Origin of the sequence: Neptunomonas qingdaonensis (genome assembly GCF_900113275.1) — a bacterium.
GTDB lineage: Bacteria > Pseudomonadota > Gammaproteobacteria > Pseudomonadales > Balneatricaceae > Neptunomonas > Neptunomonas qingdaonensis.
Genome location: NZ_FOOU01000006.1, coordinates 123,233 through 140,526, shown reverse-complemented (window position 1 = coordinate 140,526; position 17,294 = coordinate 123,233). Strand labels below are relative to the sequence as shown.

The 17,294-nt window shown below is 44.8% G+C and carries 16 protein-coding genes; 8 read left to right on the top strand and 8 right to left on the bottom strand.

The features are described from left to right. Window positions 1–88 precede the first annotated feature (88 nt). The 4 genes from ppsA (at window position 89) to xdp1 (ending at window position 7,225) form a co-directional block, all read left to right on the top strand. Window positions 89–2,422 carry a phosphoenolpyruvate synthase gene (ppsA, locus tag BM099_RS10630; RefSeq protein ID WP_415860148.1) on the top strand — a complete coding sequence of 778 codons (2,334 nt, stop codon included), beginning with the start codon at window positions 89–91 and terminating at the stop codon, window positions 2,420–2,422. 57 nt (window positions 2,423–2,479) lie between these two features. Continuing rightward, window positions 2,480–3,259: a sulfite exporter TauE/SafE family protein gene (locus BM099_RS10625; protein ID WP_090727808.1), complete on the top strand. Its 780-nt coding sequence runs from the start codon at window positions 2,480–2,482 to the stop codon at window positions 3,257–3,259. Between the two features lie 185 nt (window positions 3,260–3,444). After that, the gene (gene prsT / locus BM099_RS10620; protein WP_090727805.1) at window positions 3,445–6,249 is read left to right on the top strand and encodes an XrtA/PEP-CTERM system TPR-repeat protein PrsT; all 2,805 of its coding nucleotides are present in this window, start codon (window positions 3,445–3,447) and stop codon (window positions 6,247–6,249) included. A gap of 163 nt (window positions 6,250–6,412) precedes the next feature. Next, on the top strand, window positions 6,413–7,225 hold the full coding sequence (xdp1, locus tag BM099_RS10615; RefSeq protein WP_177201148.1) for an exosortase-dependent surface protein XDP1: 813 nt from the start codon (window positions 6,413–6,415) through the stop codon (window positions 7,223–7,225). Between the two features lie 71 nt (window positions 7,226–7,296). Here the strand turns inward: xdp1 and BM099_RS10610 are convergent, their stop codons facing one another. Beyond that, window positions 7,297–8,130: an enoyl-CoA hydratase-related protein gene (locus BM099_RS10610; protein WP_090727800.1), complete on the bottom strand. Its 834-nt coding sequence runs from the start codon at window positions 8,128–8,130 to the stop codon at window positions 7,297–7,299. A 169-nt stretch (window positions 8,131–8,299) separates the two neighbouring features. On the opposite strand from BM099_RS10610, the gene BM099_RS10605 reads away from it, so the two are divergent. Then, the gene (locus BM099_RS10605) at window positions 8,300–8,773 is read left to right on the top strand and encodes a hypothetical protein (protein ID WP_090727797.1); all 474 of its coding nucleotides are present in this window, start codon (window positions 8,300–8,302) and stop codon (window positions 8,771–8,773) included. Window positions 8,774–8,869: 96 nt separating this feature from the next. Here BM099_RS10605 and BM099_RS10600 read toward each other — a convergent pair whose 3' ends face one another. Both BM099_RS10600 and BM099_RS10595 read right to left on the bottom strand, forming a co-directional pair. Next, window positions 8,870–9,433 (bottom strand): hypothetical protein, encoded by a 564-nt coding sequence (locus tag BM099_RS10600; RefSeq protein WP_090727794.1) that lies wholly within the window; start codon window positions 9,431–9,433, stop codon window positions 8,870–8,872. Between the two features lie 213 nt (window positions 9,434–9,646). Continuing rightward, the gene (locus BM099_RS10595; RefSeq protein WP_090727791.1) at window positions 9,647–11,245 is read right to left on the bottom strand and encodes an isocitrate lyase; all 1,599 of its coding nucleotides are present in this window, start codon (window positions 11,243–11,245) and stop codon (window positions 9,647–9,649) included. Between the two features lie 173 nt (window positions 11,246–11,418). On the opposite strand from BM099_RS10595, the gene BM099_RS10590 reads away from it, so the two are divergent. Next, a complete protein-coding gene (locus tag BM099_RS10590; RefSeq protein WP_090727788.1) occupies window positions 11,419–12,363 on the top strand; it encodes a LysR family transcriptional regulator in 945 nt (314 codons plus the stop codon). A gap of 100 nt (window positions 12,364–12,463) precedes the next feature. Here BM099_RS10590 and BM099_RS10585 read toward each other — a convergent pair whose 3' ends face one another. From BM099_RS10585 to BM099_RS10565, 5 genes are all read right to left on the bottom strand, one after another. Beyond that, window positions 12,464–13,333 (bottom strand): ComEA family DNA-binding protein, encoded by an 870-nt coding sequence (locus tag BM099_RS10585; RefSeq protein WP_090727785.1) that lies wholly within the window; start codon window positions 13,331–13,333, stop codon window positions 12,464–12,466. A gap of 79 nt (window positions 13,334–13,412) precedes the next feature. Beyond that, window positions 13,413–14,576 (bottom strand): ribosomal protein uL16 3-hydroxylase, encoded by a 1,164-nt coding sequence (locus tag BM099_RS10580; RefSeq protein ID WP_090727782.1) that lies wholly within the window; start codon window positions 14,574–14,576, stop codon window positions 13,413–13,415. Continuing rightward, on the bottom strand, window positions 14,573–14,824 hold the full coding sequence (locus BM099_RS10575) for a hypothetical protein (RefSeq protein WP_090727779.1): 252 nt from the start codon (window positions 14,822–14,824) through the stop codon (window positions 14,573–14,575). The genes BM099_RS10580 and BM099_RS10575 overlap by 4 nt, the downstream gene beginning before the upstream one ends. A gap of 4 nt (window positions 14,825–14,828) precedes the next feature. Next, window positions 14,829–15,566, bottom strand: coding sequence for a tRNA (cytosine(32)/uridine(32)-2'-O)-methyltransferase TrmJ (trmJ, locus tag BM099_RS10570; protein ID WP_090727776.1), 738 nt, complete (start codon window positions 15,564–15,566; stop codon window positions 14,829–14,831). A 51-nt stretch (window positions 15,567–15,617) separates the two neighbouring features. Beyond that, the gene (locus BM099_RS10565) at window positions 15,618–16,454 is read right to left on the bottom strand and encodes an alpha/beta fold hydrolase (RefSeq protein WP_090727772.1); all 837 of its coding nucleotides are present in this window, start codon (window positions 16,452–16,454) and stop codon (window positions 15,618–15,620) included. Between the two features lie 133 nt (window positions 16,455–16,587). Between BM099_RS10565 and BM099_RS10560 the strand changes: the two genes are divergently transcribed. Together BM099_RS10560 and BM099_RS10555 are read left to right on the top strand one after the other, a co-directional pair. Further along, complete coding sequence (locus BM099_RS10560; protein ID WP_090727769.1) at window positions 16,588–16,896, top strand: DUF6172 family protein; 309 nt, start codon at window positions 16,588–16,590, stop codon at window positions 16,894–16,896. A 55-nt stretch (window positions 16,897–16,951) separates the two neighbouring features. Further along, complete coding sequence (locus BM099_RS10555; protein ID WP_090727767.1) at window positions 16,952–17,284, top strand: YnfA family protein; 333 nt, start codon at window positions 16,952–16,954, stop codon at window positions 17,282–17,284. Window positions 17,285–17,294 lie beyond the last annotated feature (10 nt).

Below are 17,294 nucleotides of genomic sequence, written 5' to 3'. Positions count from 1 at the left end.
TGAAATAATAAAAACTAGCAGCGTGACCGTTAGACAGCAGGAGAGAACAGCTTTGCATAATTACGTATTGCGTCTTGAGCAGGCGGGTATGGGAGATGTTGATAAAGTCGGTGGCAAAAATGCATCTTTGGGAGAGATGATAAGTCAGTTAAGTGATGCTGGAGTCAAGGTTCCTGGTGGTTTTGCGACGACAGCAGAGGCGTTTCGCGACTTTTTAAGCTTCAGTGGTTTAAATGAAAAAATAAATACAGCGCTGACCCAATTAAATATTGATGATGTGGTGGCGCTGGCAGCAACCGGTGCTGAAATTCGGCAATGGATTCTCGATGCAGAATTTCAACCGGAGCTGAATACCGCTATTGAATCTGCTTTTGCCGAGATGACTGCTGATAACGCGAGTATGGCAGTCGCTGTTCGCTCCTCTGCAACCGCTGAAGACCTTCCGGAAGCGTCTTTTGCCGGCCAGCAGGAAACTTTTCTTAATATCCGCGGGTTAGATCAGGTTAAGCAAGCGATTAAAGAGGTATTTGCATCACTTTATAATGATCGCGCTATCTCTTATCGTGATCATCATCATTTTGCACATAGCGAAGTCGCTTTGTCTGCCGGTGTGCAGCGTATGGTGCGCAGTGATACGGGCGCCTCAGGTGTTATGTTTTCAATGGATACTGAGTCCGGCTTTAGCCATGTGGTGTTTATTACCGCCGCATATGGTTTGGGTGAAACGATTGTTCAGGGGGCGGTTAACCCCGATGAGTTCTATGTCTACAAGCCCACATTGAAACAGAAAATCCCCTCTATTCTTCGTCGTACATTAGGTTCAAAGGCGATCAAGATGATATATGCCGGGGACGGTAGTACGACTAAGGCTGTTGAGACGGTTGCAGTAGACGTTAAAGATCGTCATCGTTTTTCTATTAATGACGATGATGTACAAACACTCGCAGAGATTGCCGTTACCATTGAGAATCATTATGGTCGCCCGATGGATATCGAGTGGGCAAAAGATGGTGATGACGGACAACTCTATGTTGTTCAGGCAAGGCCTGAAACAGTACGAAGCCGTGATAACGGTAATGTGATTGAACGTTATCTGTTGAAAGAAAAAGGCAAAATTCTTGTTGAAGGGCGTTCAATCGGTCACCGGATAGGTTCCGGCCCCGTGCGTTTGATCTCCCATGTTTCTGAAATGTCGAAAGTCCAACCGGGTGAAGTGTTAGTAACCGATATGACCGATCCGGATTGGGAGCCCGTCATGAAGCGCGCTGCTGCCATTGTCACTAATCGCGGTGGCCGAACTTGCCATGCAGCTATTATTGCGCGTGAGTTAGGGATTCCTGCGATTGTAGGTTGTGGTGATGCGACTGAAATATTGCGAGATGCTCAGGTTGTGACTGTTTCCTGTGCTGAAGGTGATACCGGGCGAGCCTATGAAGGGCGTCTGAACTTTGAGCATCAGACAAATAGTGTCGACTCAATGCCTAGTTTACCGTTTGATATTATGATGAACGTAGGTAATCCGGATCGTGCTTTTGATTTCCAGTCGCTGCCTAATGCCGGTGTGGGGTTGGCTCGTTTGGAATTTATCATTAACCGAATGATAGGCGTACACCCAAAAGCGTTACTCAATCTGGACGATCAATCTCCTGAAGTACGTCAGGTGATTGAGCGTCGTATTGCAGGATATGATGGGCCCATTAACTTCTATATAGAAAAATTAGTAGAAGGAATCGCGACGCTGGCTGCTGCTTTTTACCCCAAAAAAGTTATTGTCAGGATGTCTGATTTCAAATCGAATGAATATGGCCATCTTATTGGTGGTGATCAATACGAGCCTGGTGAAGAAAATCCGATGCTTGGATTCAGAGGGGCGTCACGATATATCTCTGAATCATTCCGTGATTGTTTTGAACTTGAATGCCGGGCACTTAAAAAAGTGCGTGATGAAATGCGCCTTACCAACGTAGAAATCATGATTCCGTTTGTTCGGACCGTTGGGGAAGCTAAGCATGTTGTTGAATTGTTGTCTGATAATGGCTTAAGACGTGGTGAAAATGGTCTACGTCTGATTATGATGTGTGAAATTCCTTCAAATGCATTATTGGCTGATGAGTTCTTAGAGTATTTCGATGGTTTCTCGATTGGATCAAACGATCTGACGCAGTTGACGCTCGGCCTGGACAGGGACTCTGGCGTTATCGCTCATCTCTTTGATGAACGTAATGATGCAGTTAAAAAGCTGCTGAGTATGGCGATCGACGCATGTAAAGCCAAAGATAAATACATAGGGATTTGTGGGCAAGGGCCTTCGGATCATCCGGATCTGGCTAAATGGTTGATGGATCAGGGGATCAGTAGTGTTTCGCTGAATCCTGATTCGGTTTTGGATACCTGGTTCTTTTTAGCTAACGATCTTGGATGACTTTGTTATTTTATAATGAAAGGGGCTTCGGCCCCTTTTTCTATTTTCAGAATTTATATGAACGAACTTGAATTATGGCAGTATCTTCTAATTGGTTTGTTGTTTATCTGGAGCGGTTTCGTGCGCTCCGGACTGGGCTTTGGCGGTGCAGTACTGACACTCCCGTTCCTTCTGCTGGTTCATAATCAACCGCTGGTCTTTTTACCGATTATTGCGGTTCATTTATTGTTTTTTTCAGGCTTGATCGCTTTAACAAACCATCGGCAATCACGAAGAGATAAAGTAGAAGCGGGTCGTCAATCAAGTATCGATTGGAAATATTTAAAGCACTCCTTAGGCGTGATGATCATACCGAAACTAATCGGTGTTTTCGGCTTGCTGACGCTCCCTACCGAGCTGATGAGCAGTATTATCTTCAGTATCGTCATGGTGTACGCGATTGGCTATGTGCTGAATAAGCCCTTTAGAAGCAATAGCAAAGTGCTGGATACCAGTTTTCTGATGCTGGGTGGTTATATCAGTGGTACTTCGCTGATAGGCGCACCACTTATTGTTGCCGTGTATGCATCACATGTAGCCAAGCACCAGCTCAGAGATACCTTGTTTGTTCTTTGGTTTATTTTGGTGTTGATTAAATGCGTTGCTTTTTTATGGGCGGGCGTTGATTTTCAATTAATTCATCATCTTTGGCTGCTTCCATGCTCAACACTGGGACACTTCATTGGATTGCGTTTTCATAAAAAAATAGTGGAAACGGAGACACCTCTTTTCTTTCGGGTACTCGGTGCTGCACTCATCATTATCAGCATTATCGGTCTTTGGAAAGCATGGCTATAGCGCTGTATTTTTTTATATAAAAAACCAGACACGACTCATTCTGAAAAATTGAGATAAAAGCAGGTATTTCCGGTTAAGTCAGGGCTTGAATTTGTGTACTTTGCATTCCGTGTCTACATTGTATGGATAGGTGGCGCATTTTTGCGTCACTGTGATTTGTTGGTGTATTGATAAGGATGTGGTGAATGAGTATTTTTTCTAGAGCGGGTGTTTTAATACTCACATTCAGTTGCCTGACGCCGTTAGCAGTGGCCGATAATCGCCAGGATGTGGGTATGTATTTTGAAGATGCTAATAAATTGTATTATCAGGATGAGCTACCGGAGGCCATCATCCAACTAAAAAATGCCTTGCAAGCAAACCCGCAACATTTACCGTCGTTACTCCTTTCCGGCGAAATATATCTGCAGCAAGGCGATCCTAAAGCTGCTGAATATGCATTGAGGCAGGCGTTGATTTATGGCGCAGACTCCTCCTTGGTTGTATTGAACCTTGCCAAGTCCTATCTGCAGTTGGGTAATTATCAAAGAATCATTTCAGATTTACAGGTAGACGGCTTGTCACAGCCTGTTCAAGTAGATCTTTTAGGTTATCGGGCTGAAGCCTACACACTTTTAGATCAGCTACCAGATGCGCGCTTTTCTATAGATTTGGCCTTGAACAAGGATGCGCGTGCTTTATTGCCGCGTCTGGCGAATGTTATCTTGCTAATTAGAGAGGGTGCGTTGGATGAGGCACTAGACAACGCTCAAGTGGTGATCACCGATTGGCCTGAGGATGCGCGTTCCTGGAATAGTCATGCTTCAGTCATGCATGCGCAGGGTGATTTGGCGTCTGCGATACAGAGTTATCAAAAAGCCTTAACGATCCAGCCCAGCCATGTGGACGCCAGGGTTGCAAAAGTAGGGGCTTTAATTGATCTTGCACGTTTGGATGAAGCCGCTGATGATCTGGCTTTTTTAAAAAAAGAATATCCGTATGAGCCGCGTGCCGCTTATTTTCGGGGGTTGCTGTTATCAAAGGCGGGTGATGAAGAGGGCGCACGTTTAGAGTATGTTAGATGCACAGAGGTGATTGCTGTGCTATCTAAAGACAAAGTCGCTTCCGATCCTCAATTGCTGATGTCAGCGGCATTGGCTCATTATGCTTTAAATCAGCTGGAATCTGCACGTAATTATCTTCAATTGTATCTGAACAAAGTACCGTCCGATGTTGGTGCCCATAAGTTGCTGGCGGATGTTCTGCTTAAGCAGGGCGATCCAGAGAATGCTATAAAGATATTGAATACCGCTCGCTCGCTCCTTCAGTCTGATGCAGATCTTCTGACCATGCTGGCGGCGGCGTATAGCCAGACAGGAAGACACGCTAGAGCCACTCGTTTACTTGAGGAAGCGGTGAGTTCCGGGGGGAGTCTTTTTACAAAAACGCAACTTGCCAAAAGTTTGCTTAGGTCCGGGGATGTTGAGCGAGGAATGCAGGCTTTAGAAAAAATTCATGCTCAGGAGCCAACACAGCAAACTGGCTTCCTTTTAACCGTTTCATATTTAAAGCAAAAGGCCTTTGAAAAGGCTGAGGGTACAGCACATCAGTTAGTCGGCCTTGATCCAGACAATGTTACTTATCGCAATCTATTCGGCATTGCACTTTTCTCACAAGGAAAAATGGAAGTCGCTCGCGAGCAATTTAATCTTATTTTGAAACAAGCCCCGAGCTTCTCGGCAGCACAGATAAATATTGTAAAAATCGATATAGCGGAACAAAAGCTATCGCAGGCGCGCACTCAAATGGAGTTGTTGCTTGTTCAGTATCCCGAAAACACCAGTGTGATGTTGGAGATGTCTCGGCTCGAGTTGGCATCTGAAAAACAGGATGAAGCATTGAGATGGGCTGAAAAAGCGTTCGCATTAGATAGCCGCTCACTGGAAGTGGTGCTTTACCTGACCGACCTTTATGTGAAACTGGAGAAGCTTGATCTTGCAGAAAGTGTGGCTAGAACCGGCGTGCAGAATCACGCAGATAATTTAGCAGTTCTTTCTGTATTGGGGCAAATACAGACATTAAAAAATCAGCCTAAAGCGGCCCAGGTTACCTTCAAACAAATGGTGAAAATGGCAGGCTTTGATGCCGAATCACTCTACAAAATCGCTAACTTACAGCTGCGTATTAATGAAATTGCGGATGCTCGCTATTCCTTATCAAAGGTGTTACAGGCTGAGCCTGATTATTTTCCCGCCGAAGTCTTAGAGGTTGAGTTGAGTATCAAGCTCGGGATGCTTGAAGGTGCAGAAAAATCATCGAGGAAGTTACAAAAAGACTATCCCGGTAACCCCGTAGGTTTTCAATTGCTAGGTGATGTTTATATGGCACGCCAACTTTATAAACAGGCAGATGAGCAATACCTGCTTGGGCTTTCGATCAGGCCTGCTAGTGGCTTGATTAGCAGTCGTTATAAGGCGCTACAAGCACAGAACAAACCAGCTGAATCCGGCCGTGTTTTAGAAGATTGGTTGGCGGTTCATCCTGATGATTTAAAAATTAAGTTGGCCTATTCTGAGTATTTGATTATCACTCAGGACTATAAGCAAGCGGCTATTCTATTAGTGCAGCTGTTAAACCGCTTTCCTGAAGATCCGTTGTTACTTAATAATATGGCTCATGTCTTGTATAAACTGAAGCGTCCTGAGGCTTTAAATTATGCAAAAGGTGCGTACGCTAAGGCCGCTCATATTCCCCAGATTGCAGATACTTTGGGGTGGTTATTAGTAGAATCGGGTAATGCAGAAGGCGGTTTGAAATATCTCAGAGAAGCGAATTCCCGTGACTCAAATTCCCCTGAAATTCTTTATCATTTGGCCGTTGCGCTTAAAGCGATTGGTAGGAAGAAAGAAGCAATAATCTATCTTGAGCGAGCGTTAAGAGCGGCTGAGATCTTTGAAGAAAGAGATAAGGCTGTTGCTTTAAAAGCTAGCTTATTGAAAGATAAAAATTAAATATTTTGTTTTAATCTTTCGTATAAACGTGTGTTTGAAATTAATAAATACCTGATTTTAAAGTAATTAATTTTTTTATGTAAAATCATCATTGTTTTAATTGATTGTTACTACTAGTATTCATTTTATCAAGAATATGAAGATTAAATGCATGGGTGGCCTTATGAAAAATATTAACTCAAAGATTGGATTATGCGCTTTACTGGCGGTAACCAGCCTGGCTGCCAATGCGTCTGTTAGTTGGAATTTTAAAACATCATCTAATGGTGATTACCGCGTATCATCGTCTACAGCGGGTACCTATCAATTTACAGCCAGTGATTCAGCAACAGTCACTAGATTGTCTGCCTGGTCTGCACCGGTATCAGGATCAAGTCCAATTAATAATGTTACTGGCCTGTTGGCGCACAATCAGTTTGGGTTAGTTATTGATCAGGATGGTTATGGTGCTGATGGAAGCGGTTACGGAAATTCAGGTAGCGATAGTCATGCAATAGACAATGGTGGCAATTATGAAATGGTTATGTTTGATTTTGGCGCTAATGAGTTTTCGTTAGAGGCGTTTGATATTGGATGGTATAGCAATGATTCTGATGTGACTGTCATGGCGTATCAGGCAACTCCAACCTCTCCGTCAGCTGAGAGTATTGGTGGAGTGAGTTTGGCGGGCTTACCTGCAAACGGCTGGAGTGTTATAAGCCATCATTCAAATCCAGGAACAGGTAATGAATCAGTTAACAGTAATCTGAATTCAGTGTACTCCAGTTATTGGATCATTGGGGCTTATATGTCAGCTGTTGGGTCAGGAGGGCAATCTATAGGTGATAATAGCTGGGATGCTATAAAAATAGGCGGTATTACGGGTAGTACGCGGTCAACACCCCCCACTGGTGATGTACCTGAGCCTGGTACTTTGCTGTTAACCGCGTTAGGTTTGGTTTTTATAGCACGTAAGAAATTCGTCGTTAAAAGTTAGAAACTAAAAGCCAGACGTTAGAAATAGAGTTAAAAAAACCGGAGCATCTTGCGCCGGTTTTTTATGTGATGTTATTTGCCTTGGTATTTTCCCGGTCGTTTCTCGACAAAAGCGCTAACGGCTTCCAGATGATCATCGGTGTTGTGGCACATGCCTTGAAAAACAGCACATAGATCCAGAAAATCTGCCAGTTCCTGGCGTTGCGCCGCTTTCATCAGGCGCTTAGTCAGGCGAGTGGCTTGTGGCGGCTTCGCAGCAATTTGCTTAGCCAGCTTCATGGCGGCAGGCATGAGCTCATCAGGACTGACGACGTCTAACAATAAGCCCATTGATTTAGCCTCGTCTGCTTTAACCAGGCGTCCTGTAAAAGTCATATCAGCCGCTTTTTGATAGCCGATGAGTCGTTGCAGGAACCAGGCACCACCATCACCCGGAATAATGCCTAGATTGACAAAAGTTTCGCCTAATAATGCGTTGCTCGACCCAATGCGCATGTCGCACATGCAGGTCAGGTCAAAGCCCGCCCCAATGGCCGGGCCATTCACTGCAGCGATAACGGGAACTTCACAGTTATAAACAGCTAACGGGATTTTTTGGATTCCGTTGCGGTATTTATTTTGTACTTCGTAGACATCGCCGCTAAAAGCGCCGTTGCTATATTCGCCATCACGCTTAAGCATCTCTTTTATATTACCGCCCGCTGAAAATGCGCTGCCAGCCCCGGTAATGACGAGCACAGAAACGCCATCGTTTTGATTAACCCATTGAATAGCTTTAAGTATGTCATCAATCAAATGTGTACCGGTTAAGGCGTTACGTACATCGTCACGATTCAATGTCAGAAGAGCAATACGATTATCGAGTTGTAAGTTTGCATCCTGCAGTTGGGGTGTTTGAATGGGCATTTTAAGTCCTCTGTGAATCGCCACTGTTTTTTCTTAAAGAATACTTGATGTTTAACTATTTATTAAGGGATTTCCTTTATAATTTGCATATGCCCTAAAACAGTTGTTTGATTGTTTACTGTGGCTATTTAAAACATACTTAAGATTATAAAAAGCTTGGACGTTAGTTATGAACGATACCATGAAGGGTATTTCTATATTGTCATTAACCGCTGTCGCTATTTCTTGGGTGTTAAATCAGGATAATGAGGGGTTTGATTTGGCATTTCTGACAAATGATAGTGCAGAACGTTCTGCTGCCTTGCAGATACAGCAGTCTATATTGGCGGGTGCCGACCCTACACAGAATCAAGAGCCGGCGGCTGCCGGGGTATCTGATCTTAACTGTTATCGTGGTCGCGTATCCGTATATGATGAGCAGATGGCACTTGAGAAGCAGTCATATATTAGCGTGGCGAATCAAACAAGCATGTTTTTGCGTGTGGCTGGGCAGAAGATAATTCTGCAAATACCGGTTAACGATAAAACCATAGCTCGCAGAGTGATGAGTGTGCCGGTTGATATTGCAGTAGAGCTGGCTGATATGCAGAAATTAGAAGGCCGCTGCACTCGTGAAGATTTAATTATCAGTGAGCTCAAATAAAAAAGGACGCCGCAACGTCCTCTGTAACCTTAAAAAATATTGTAGTTGAATGATCTAGCTGGATTTAACTATGAAATCATCATTCTATAAATACAATTAGTCAGAAATTATATCCAGGCAAGAAACACCTACGTCCGCATTTAAATAAGCCATGCCCAGTTTAGTTAAGTACTCCATACGGTCGGCTTTCATCAAATCTATGTCAGGGGCGTTGAAACCATTTGCCTGATAAACACCCGCCAGATAAGCCATAAAATTTTCACCTTCTTTTACTAGCAGTAAGCTAGCAGCACCTACATCCGGTTTTACCTGGGTATTCAATTCTTTTGGGAGTTTTACTGTCAATACGACGGGCTGCTCATCACCCTCAACCCGGACACTGCGGTCTCTCACCGTTTGCTCCGCCCAGTAATAAGCTAATTCTTTACTTTGCGTCAAAAAAACCGGCTCAATCGATTCAGTATAGTTATTCCCGATAGTTGCCATGGTTTTTTTGGCGGCTTCCTTCAGCATTTTATCACCGGAGCGTTTCAAGCCTTGCTTTTTGATCGATTCGACCAGCGCCGATGAAGTACCATGATACCAGGTATCACTCGTAGTAAACCCTTGTTCGGTTAACAAATCTTTAGCATCTTTAAGAAAAGCAGGTGTATTAGTCATATTAGAAATCACTTAATCAGTTTGCAGTAGAAAGCAGGTTAGAATTCTAACGTAAAAAGCCATTCGATTCTTTCGTAGGGGGAGTTTCTGATTATCTTTACGAAAGGATCTTACTCATTAAAAAGGCGACACCTTATCAAACAGGGGTCGCCTTTATGTCCAAAGATGGATAGCACCCTGGTTAATCAGGGTGCTTTATTAACCTAATTCAGCTTAGTTGAACTGGTTAGATGTATTTTTTGCGCCACCAGCTTTCAGAGCATTCTCACCAGCAAAGTATTCTTTGTGGTCGTCGCCCATATCTGAACCAGACATGTTCTGGTGCTTAACACATGCGATACCCTGACGGATTTCCTGACGCTGTACGCCTTTTACGTAGCCAAGCATACCAGCTTCACCGAAGTACTCTTTAGCCAGGTTGTCAGTAGACAGGGCAGCAGTGTGGTAAGTCGGCAGTGTGATCAAGTGGTGGAAAATGTTCGCTTCACGAGCAGAATCGGCCTGGAAAGTGCGGATCTTATCGTCAGCCAGAGCAGACAATTCAGACTCATCATATTCAACAGACATTAGGTTAGCACGGTCGTAAGCAGAAACATCTTTGCCTTCTTCGACCATGATGTCATATGCCTGCTGACGGAAGTTCAGAGTCCAGTTGAACGATGGGCTGTTGTTGTAAACCAGCTTCGCATCAGGAATCTCTTTACGTACTTCATTCATCATGTTAGCGATGTCTTGAACGTTTGGCGTTGCTGTTTCGATCCACAGCAGGTCAGCACCCGCTTTAATGGCTTCGATGCTATCAAATACGCAACGTTGTTCACCTGTACCTTGACGGAACTGATATAAACCAGAAGGAAGACGTTTAGGACGAACCAGCTTGCCATTACGGTTGAAGCATACATCGCCTTCAGCCATATCAGCTACGTCAATTTCTTCAACGTCCAGGAATGAGTTGTATTGGTCGCCTTGATCACCTGGCTCTTTAACCACTGCGATTTCTTTAGTCAGGCCAGCACCTTCAGAGTCAGTACGTGCAACGATAACGCCGTTGTCGACACCCAGTTCCAGGAAAGCATAACGCAGAGCGCGTAGTTTAGAGTGGAAGTCTGCATGAGGTACGGTTACCTTGCCGTCCTGGTGACCACATTGCTTTTCATCTGCAACCTGGTTTTCGATCTGCAGGCAACATGCACCGGCTTCGATCATTTGCTTAGCCATGATGTAAGTTGCTTCAGCGTTACCGAAACCAGCATCGATATCAGCAATAATTGGCACAACGTGAGTCACGTGGTTGTCAATTTTATCTTGTACAGCAGCTTCAGCAGCAGTATCGCCAGCTTCACGAGCAGCATCTAGTTCACGGAACAGGCCGCCCAGTTCACGTGCATCCGCCTGACGCAAGAAGGTGTACAACTCTTCTACCAGGCTGGCAACAGTCGTTTTCTCGTGCATAGACTGGTCAGGCAGAGGGCCGAAGTCAGAACGCAGAGCAGCAACCATCCAGCCAGACAGGTACAAGTAACGGCGATCAGTTTGGCCGTTGAAGTGCTTCTTAATAGAAATCATCTTCTGCTGGCCAATGAAACCGTGCCAGCAACCCAGAGACTGAGTGTACTTGGTTTTGTCAGCGTCGAATGCCGCCATGTCAGCGCGCATTAAGTCAGCAGTGTATTTAGCGATGTCTAAACCCGTTTTGAATTTATTCTGAGCACGCATGCGAGCAACATATTCAGGGTTGATAGTGTTCCAAGAAGAGCCGTTCGCTTCACAAAGCGTAGCAACTGCATCGATATCTTTTGTGTAATTTGACATGGTTAGTCCTGCCTGATTATTGAAGGGAGTCAAAACTGCCTTGGTTAACTTTGAGATCATTCTATGGAAAGTTTTGGTATAATTGAAATCAATGTCAGTTATGTCTGCCATTCATGTTATGAATGTTACGAATTTAAGCTCTGATATTATAAAAAAATTATTGGGTAGTCGCTATGAACCTGGATCACATAGACCTTAATTTATTGATTTATCTTGATGTATTGCTGCGTGAGCGTAACGTTACTCGCTCAGCTAGCTTGCTGGGCATTACTCAGCCAGCGATGAGTAATAGCCTTAAGCGTTTACGAGAAGCATTTAATGATCCGATACTGGTCAGAACCAGTGATGGAATGATGCCCACAGAGCGGGCGATGCAGATGCAATCGTCGGTCAGGCAGATTCTTGCCAGTATTGAGCAGGTAATAGAACCTACAACAGAGTTTGATACAGCATCTACCGACCGTGTCTTTCGTATCATGACAAGTGATTATGGTGAATCTACTCTGATGCCTTATGTGCTTGAAAGATTGGCGCAAGAAGCACCCGGTGTTGTCTTGGATATACTCAACCCCAGTGATATGAGTTTTCTGGAAGTGGAGCAGGGGCAGGTAGACCTGGTCATTAACCGTTTCGATAGTATGCCGCAATCGTTTCATCAGGTAACGCTATGGCGTGACTCTTTTTCTTGTTTATTTAGTGTTCAAAACCCGGTAGCACAAGACTTTACACTTGAGAGCTATCTTGATGCGAACCATGTCTGGGTAAGTAAAACAGGTATGGGAGCAGGGATGGGGATCACACCTAAAGATACGAATCGGCTGGGGTGGGTAGATGAAGCACTCCTGCGTATTGGTCATAAGCGCCGTATCTCTGTGTTTACTCGTCATTATCAATCAGCTGCTTTGCTGGCCGAGCAGAAAGGCCTTGTCGTCACTATTCCGACGCGTGCTGCTTTAGCTCAGAAAAATAATCCGCGAGTGGTAATTCAACCGCCGCCTTTTGATATTCCTGGTTTCGAATTCAAAATGGCATGGAGTCCATTGCTTCAGCACAATAGAGCGCATCAATGGATGCGGCGCCTTATCATTGACATTGCTCAATCAGCGCCAGTTTCATAAATAGATGATAGATGATAGATGATAGGTGAGAGGTGATAGGTAGGGCGATTGAATTTCTCGAATAACCCCACCGTTTGTTGAACTAGCTGAACTTCTACCACTAAAGCGACAGAAAACTACGCATTTTTTGTAATAGTTTAGGGCCCATTCCTTTCACCTGAAGAGTCTCATCGAGGGTTTTGAAAGGCCTGTCTGCCACGATATTCTGCGCCAGTTTTTTGGACATTCCTTTAATCACTTCAAGTTGGCTGGCCGTCGCATTATTGATAGAAACTTTAGCATCGGAAACAGTGTTTTTGTTGTCTGACTTCTTAATCGGTGATTTCTTGCCCGGAGCTTTCTGAGTTGCTCCTTTCTTAGTAGCTGTTTTCTTAGCAGCTGCTTTGTCAGTAACTACTTTATCACTCGCTTCTTTCTTAACGGCCTGCTGAGGTTCGCTAATAGGCTGAGCTGTTGTGTCTTTTTTATCCAGGCTATGTATATCTGAGGCAGTTTTGTTGCTGCTGAAATCAACCGTAATGACGTTGTCTGTTTCATTGCGACTTACCTGAGGCTTTTCATTGACGATATAAGGCAGGTTGAAATTAACATAGTCGCGCGTCACATATTGATGACCGTCCCATTCACGGAGCATCAGTGTAAAGTACCAAGTACCGCTGTTGGGTGCATTGAAGGGCAGGTTATAGCGCTGATTCTGAATAAAATGCAGGTCTGTTAGCTCGCCTATGCTAGTAGCTGACAGCGCATGACCCTGGAAGCCGTTGCCGTTATAGGGTTGCTCAAGTGCCCATAATTCGAGCGCTAACGTACCACTTATACTATTAGTATCACGAAAATTATAAATATGGCTGATATTAATCACTACCTGATCGTGCAATATTTCATAACCACATCCACCGGATATTTTCAGATCAGAAGGGATAGATGCGGTTGGCGTTAGCTGGATTGTTGGGTTCGCGGTTACGTTCACGTGAAGTGAGTCCTTGTTGATGAAATCGGAATATAAAAGAAGGTTTATAATAAGGGATTAAATGGCGATGGAGAAGCGATCACTCTTCTCCGTAAAGTGCTTCCATGTTGTAGAGTTCTGTCAGTACTTCCTGCGCTTCTCTCGTTGATATACAGTCGGCACTAATGGCGGGTAAGTCGCATAAGGCCCGAACAAAATCAGTCGATTCAGCAGATATCTCACAGGCTTCACCATTGACGAAAAGTACCACTGAGCCGTCTGTCTTTTCGCGGTAGGCGAAACGGCTGCCTTCAGATCGATAGAGTTGTCCGCCGTCCTGAAGATAGTCTGTTAGCTCTTCGACAGAGTATTGCTCGTCTTCATCCGTCGATGCAGCTTGATCAGGATATTTATGCTCGGTCATAAACTGGCCAAACCAGTTTTCCAGCAGATCAGGCTCATTAAGATAATCAGTCATGATCGACCGGACTTTCTCAATATCTGTCTGGCGAATCAGGCCGGGACTCTGTTGGAGTGTCAGGTCTGGGTCGCTGTAGCGGGTTTCGCTTTTTAATTGTTCGCCAACAAAGTCTGTAAATTGTCTTAAAATGTCAGCATGGGATGGCGCGCGAAACCCGACGGAATACGTCATGCAGTCATCAGATTCGGCTGTACCGTTGTGACCGACACGTGGCGGGATGTAAAGCATATCGCCCGGGTTTAGAAGGAAAGTCTCTTCCGCCTGCCATTCTGGCAAAATCATCACCGGCGTATCATCACGCCGTGGTGAGTCCTCGCCGAATATGCCGCCAATCTCCCAGCGACGTTGGCCACTGGCCTGAATCAGAAATACGTCGTAATTATCATAATGAGGCCCTACGCCACCGCCTTTAGTAGCGTAGCTGACCATAAGGTCATCAATTCGCCAGCTGGGAATGAAACGAAACTGCTCCAGTAGGGCGTTAGCTTCAGGTACCCAGTGGTCAACCGCTTGAACCAGTAGTGTCCAATGAGACTCAGGAAGGCTGCTGAAGCGCATATCTTCAAATGGGCCATTTTCCAGAGCCCATTGCTCCCCTTCGGCATCCTGAATAACCAGACGTGATTCAACGTCTTCTTCACAAGCCAGGCCTGCAAGTTCGTCGGCACTGACTGGTGGCTCAAAATCAGGAAAAGCGTTACGGATCAGCAGAGGTTTTTTCTGCCAATAATCCCGCAGAAAAGTTTCTGCGGACATCTCGCCTAAAGGGAAGGTTGGAATCATCTTTTTAGTAACTCAACCAGTTCAATAGCGGCATCTTCAAGTTCAGCCATGATTTTACGCTTATCTTTGGCGGCCACTGCAGCAATACGGTTATTGCCGAGCACTTTGGCGCATTTCTGAATTTTCAGCGCGCAAGCCTGGATACCGCCCAGATTGTTTTCATAAGCGCTCATTTCTGCGGCGACGGCTTCTATACCTGCTTGCAGGCGGCGTGCATCTTCTTGAAGGCTTGTCAGGTCTGTGTGCATCAATCTAATCCTTTTTATGGGTTGTTGATAAATTTTCAATAGTTTCCTGAACAGATGTCAGGATTCCGCGTAACATACCAAGCTCAGCTTTTTCGGGGCGAGTCCGGTTAAAGTAGCGCTTTAATTTTGTCATGGCGCGTCCTTCATGCTGAGGAATAATAAAGCTGGTTGCTCTGATCACTGTTTCAAGATGAGTATAAAAGAGTTCCATCTCCTTTTGGCGAGGGTACTCAGATTCTGCTCTCTGTTTAACAGGGCTCTGTGCGGCCATCCAGATTTCGTAACACATCAGCTGGATAGCCTGAGCGACATTTAATACCGGGTATTCAGGGTTTGCCGGAATGTACACATGGAAGTTACACAACTGCAGTTCTTCGTTCAATAAGCCCATAGTTTCACGACCAAACACCAAGGCGATTTCGCCTTGTGGCGCTTCGCAAATGATTTTCTCAGCGCAACGTCTGGCATCAAGAATCGGCAGATCAAAGGTGCGGTTGCGAGCACTGGTACCAATCACTAATTGGCAGTCGGCGATGGCTTCTTTTAATGTGCCTACGACCGTGGCGTTATCTAAAACATCTTTTGCACCGGCAGCACGGGATTCAGCTTCTTCACTGGGATATTCACGAGGATCAACCAGCCACAGCTGCGAGAGCCCCATGTTTTTCATAGCACGAGCAGCCGCGCCAATGTTACCCGGATGGAACGTGTTGATCAGTACAATTCGAACATTGCTAAGCATAAGAAGCAGACCATGAAAATTTGGTCGTTATTATAGAGGAGAGGGGCGCTGTCACAAAGCCTCAATGAAGCGATTCAGATCATAAATAAATCGTTCTTTATGCCAAAGATGCGGTGAGTGATCAGAATCCGGGTAGACATGCAGTTCAGAATCCAGAATGGTATCTGCTACCCACCTTTGCAGGTCCTTGCTGTAAAACTGACTTTCATCGCCATAAATAAGCAACACCGGACAGCTGATGTGCGCTAACACCTCCCGATAATCTTTTTGTGTAATGCTAATCCAGCATTGTGTTAACAGATGGCCTGGCAGTTTACGTAAATGCTCGCGCATCTGCTGGAAGCCGCGCGAGTTGTTATCGTAATTTTCTCGTGAGCGGCGGTTATTGCCGAAGGCTATCAGCTCTAAGACACCTTCTGCGAAGTCTGTTGTAAATCTTTGTATTAGATGCTTATTCTTAAATGTATCCAGGTTGCCGTAGACACCATTTTTCCATTGGTCGTCGGTTATTAGCTTGGGTGATTGATCAACAATACATAAACCGGATAAGCGCGTTTGTCCGTGGCGACGAATATATTCCCACGCGGTAAGAGCGCCCATTGAGTGTCCAATAAGTACGGCCTTCTTCACATCTAGTTTACTGAGCAGTTCTTCCAAATCATCTGCCATGCGTGGCAATGTCATTTTGGTAGTGTCTGCATGCTGGTGATCTCCATGCCCGCGCGCATCCCAACAGATAACCTGATGGTTTTCAGCTAGTTCAGATGCAAAAGGTAGCCACTCACGCACGCTGGCAGTCCAGCCATGCAGGAAAACCAGCGTTGTAGCGCCTGAACCCAGAGAAATGTAATGAATATCAACATTATCAGACGTTCTCAGTGTTTCCATTACACGATGTCCCGTAAAAAACGAAAAGTAAGGCTACTGGGGAATGATGTTATTTGCTATTGGAATAAAGTAAAATACTCGCTTGTTTCGGCTGTATATTTCAACCCGAGTTCAGCCCGTATTTAGGATAAACATGAAAAAAACATTTGTACTGTCTCACCCAAAAATCAAATATGCCCGTTTAATTGATGCCGCTAAAAGTGATGCTAAAAAATATGTTAAAAGAGAGCGGAACAAGCACTTGCCGAAGGATGCTGATTATTGGGATTTTGATTGCAAATTTGGCCATACAGAGAACGAAGCTAAGGTTATTCATCTGTCAGATATCAATAAATGTATCGATGAAGTTGAACAACTACAATTAGAATCTTTTTACCTGGAAATACTGGCTAAGCCGGCTAAGCGTGAGTTTGTGCCAAGAGAAGATGAAGACGAGTTTTAATTTATCTTTAGCCGGCTGTCGGACTTTTCCGCAGAGTTAATGGTAGCGAAGTAAAGTGTTCGAATTAAAAACCTTATTTCTCTTTCTGATAACGGCCGTTGCAGAAATTCTAGGCTGTTATTTGCCCTATCTGTGGTTAAAAGAAGGAAAAAGCGTTTGGTTGCTGGTACCTGCAGCGACTAGTCTTGCACTCTTTGCATGGCTATTGTCGTTACATCCGGCGGCGGCGGGGCGCGTGTACGCTGCTTATGGTGGCGTTTATATCTTTGTCGCTATTGTATGGTTGTGGCTGGTTGATGGGATTAAACCCACAACATGGGATGTTGTGGGTTCTATGGTGGCTTTAGTCGGCATGGCTATTATTATGTTTGCTCCACGTCATGCTTAAGCTCAATAGC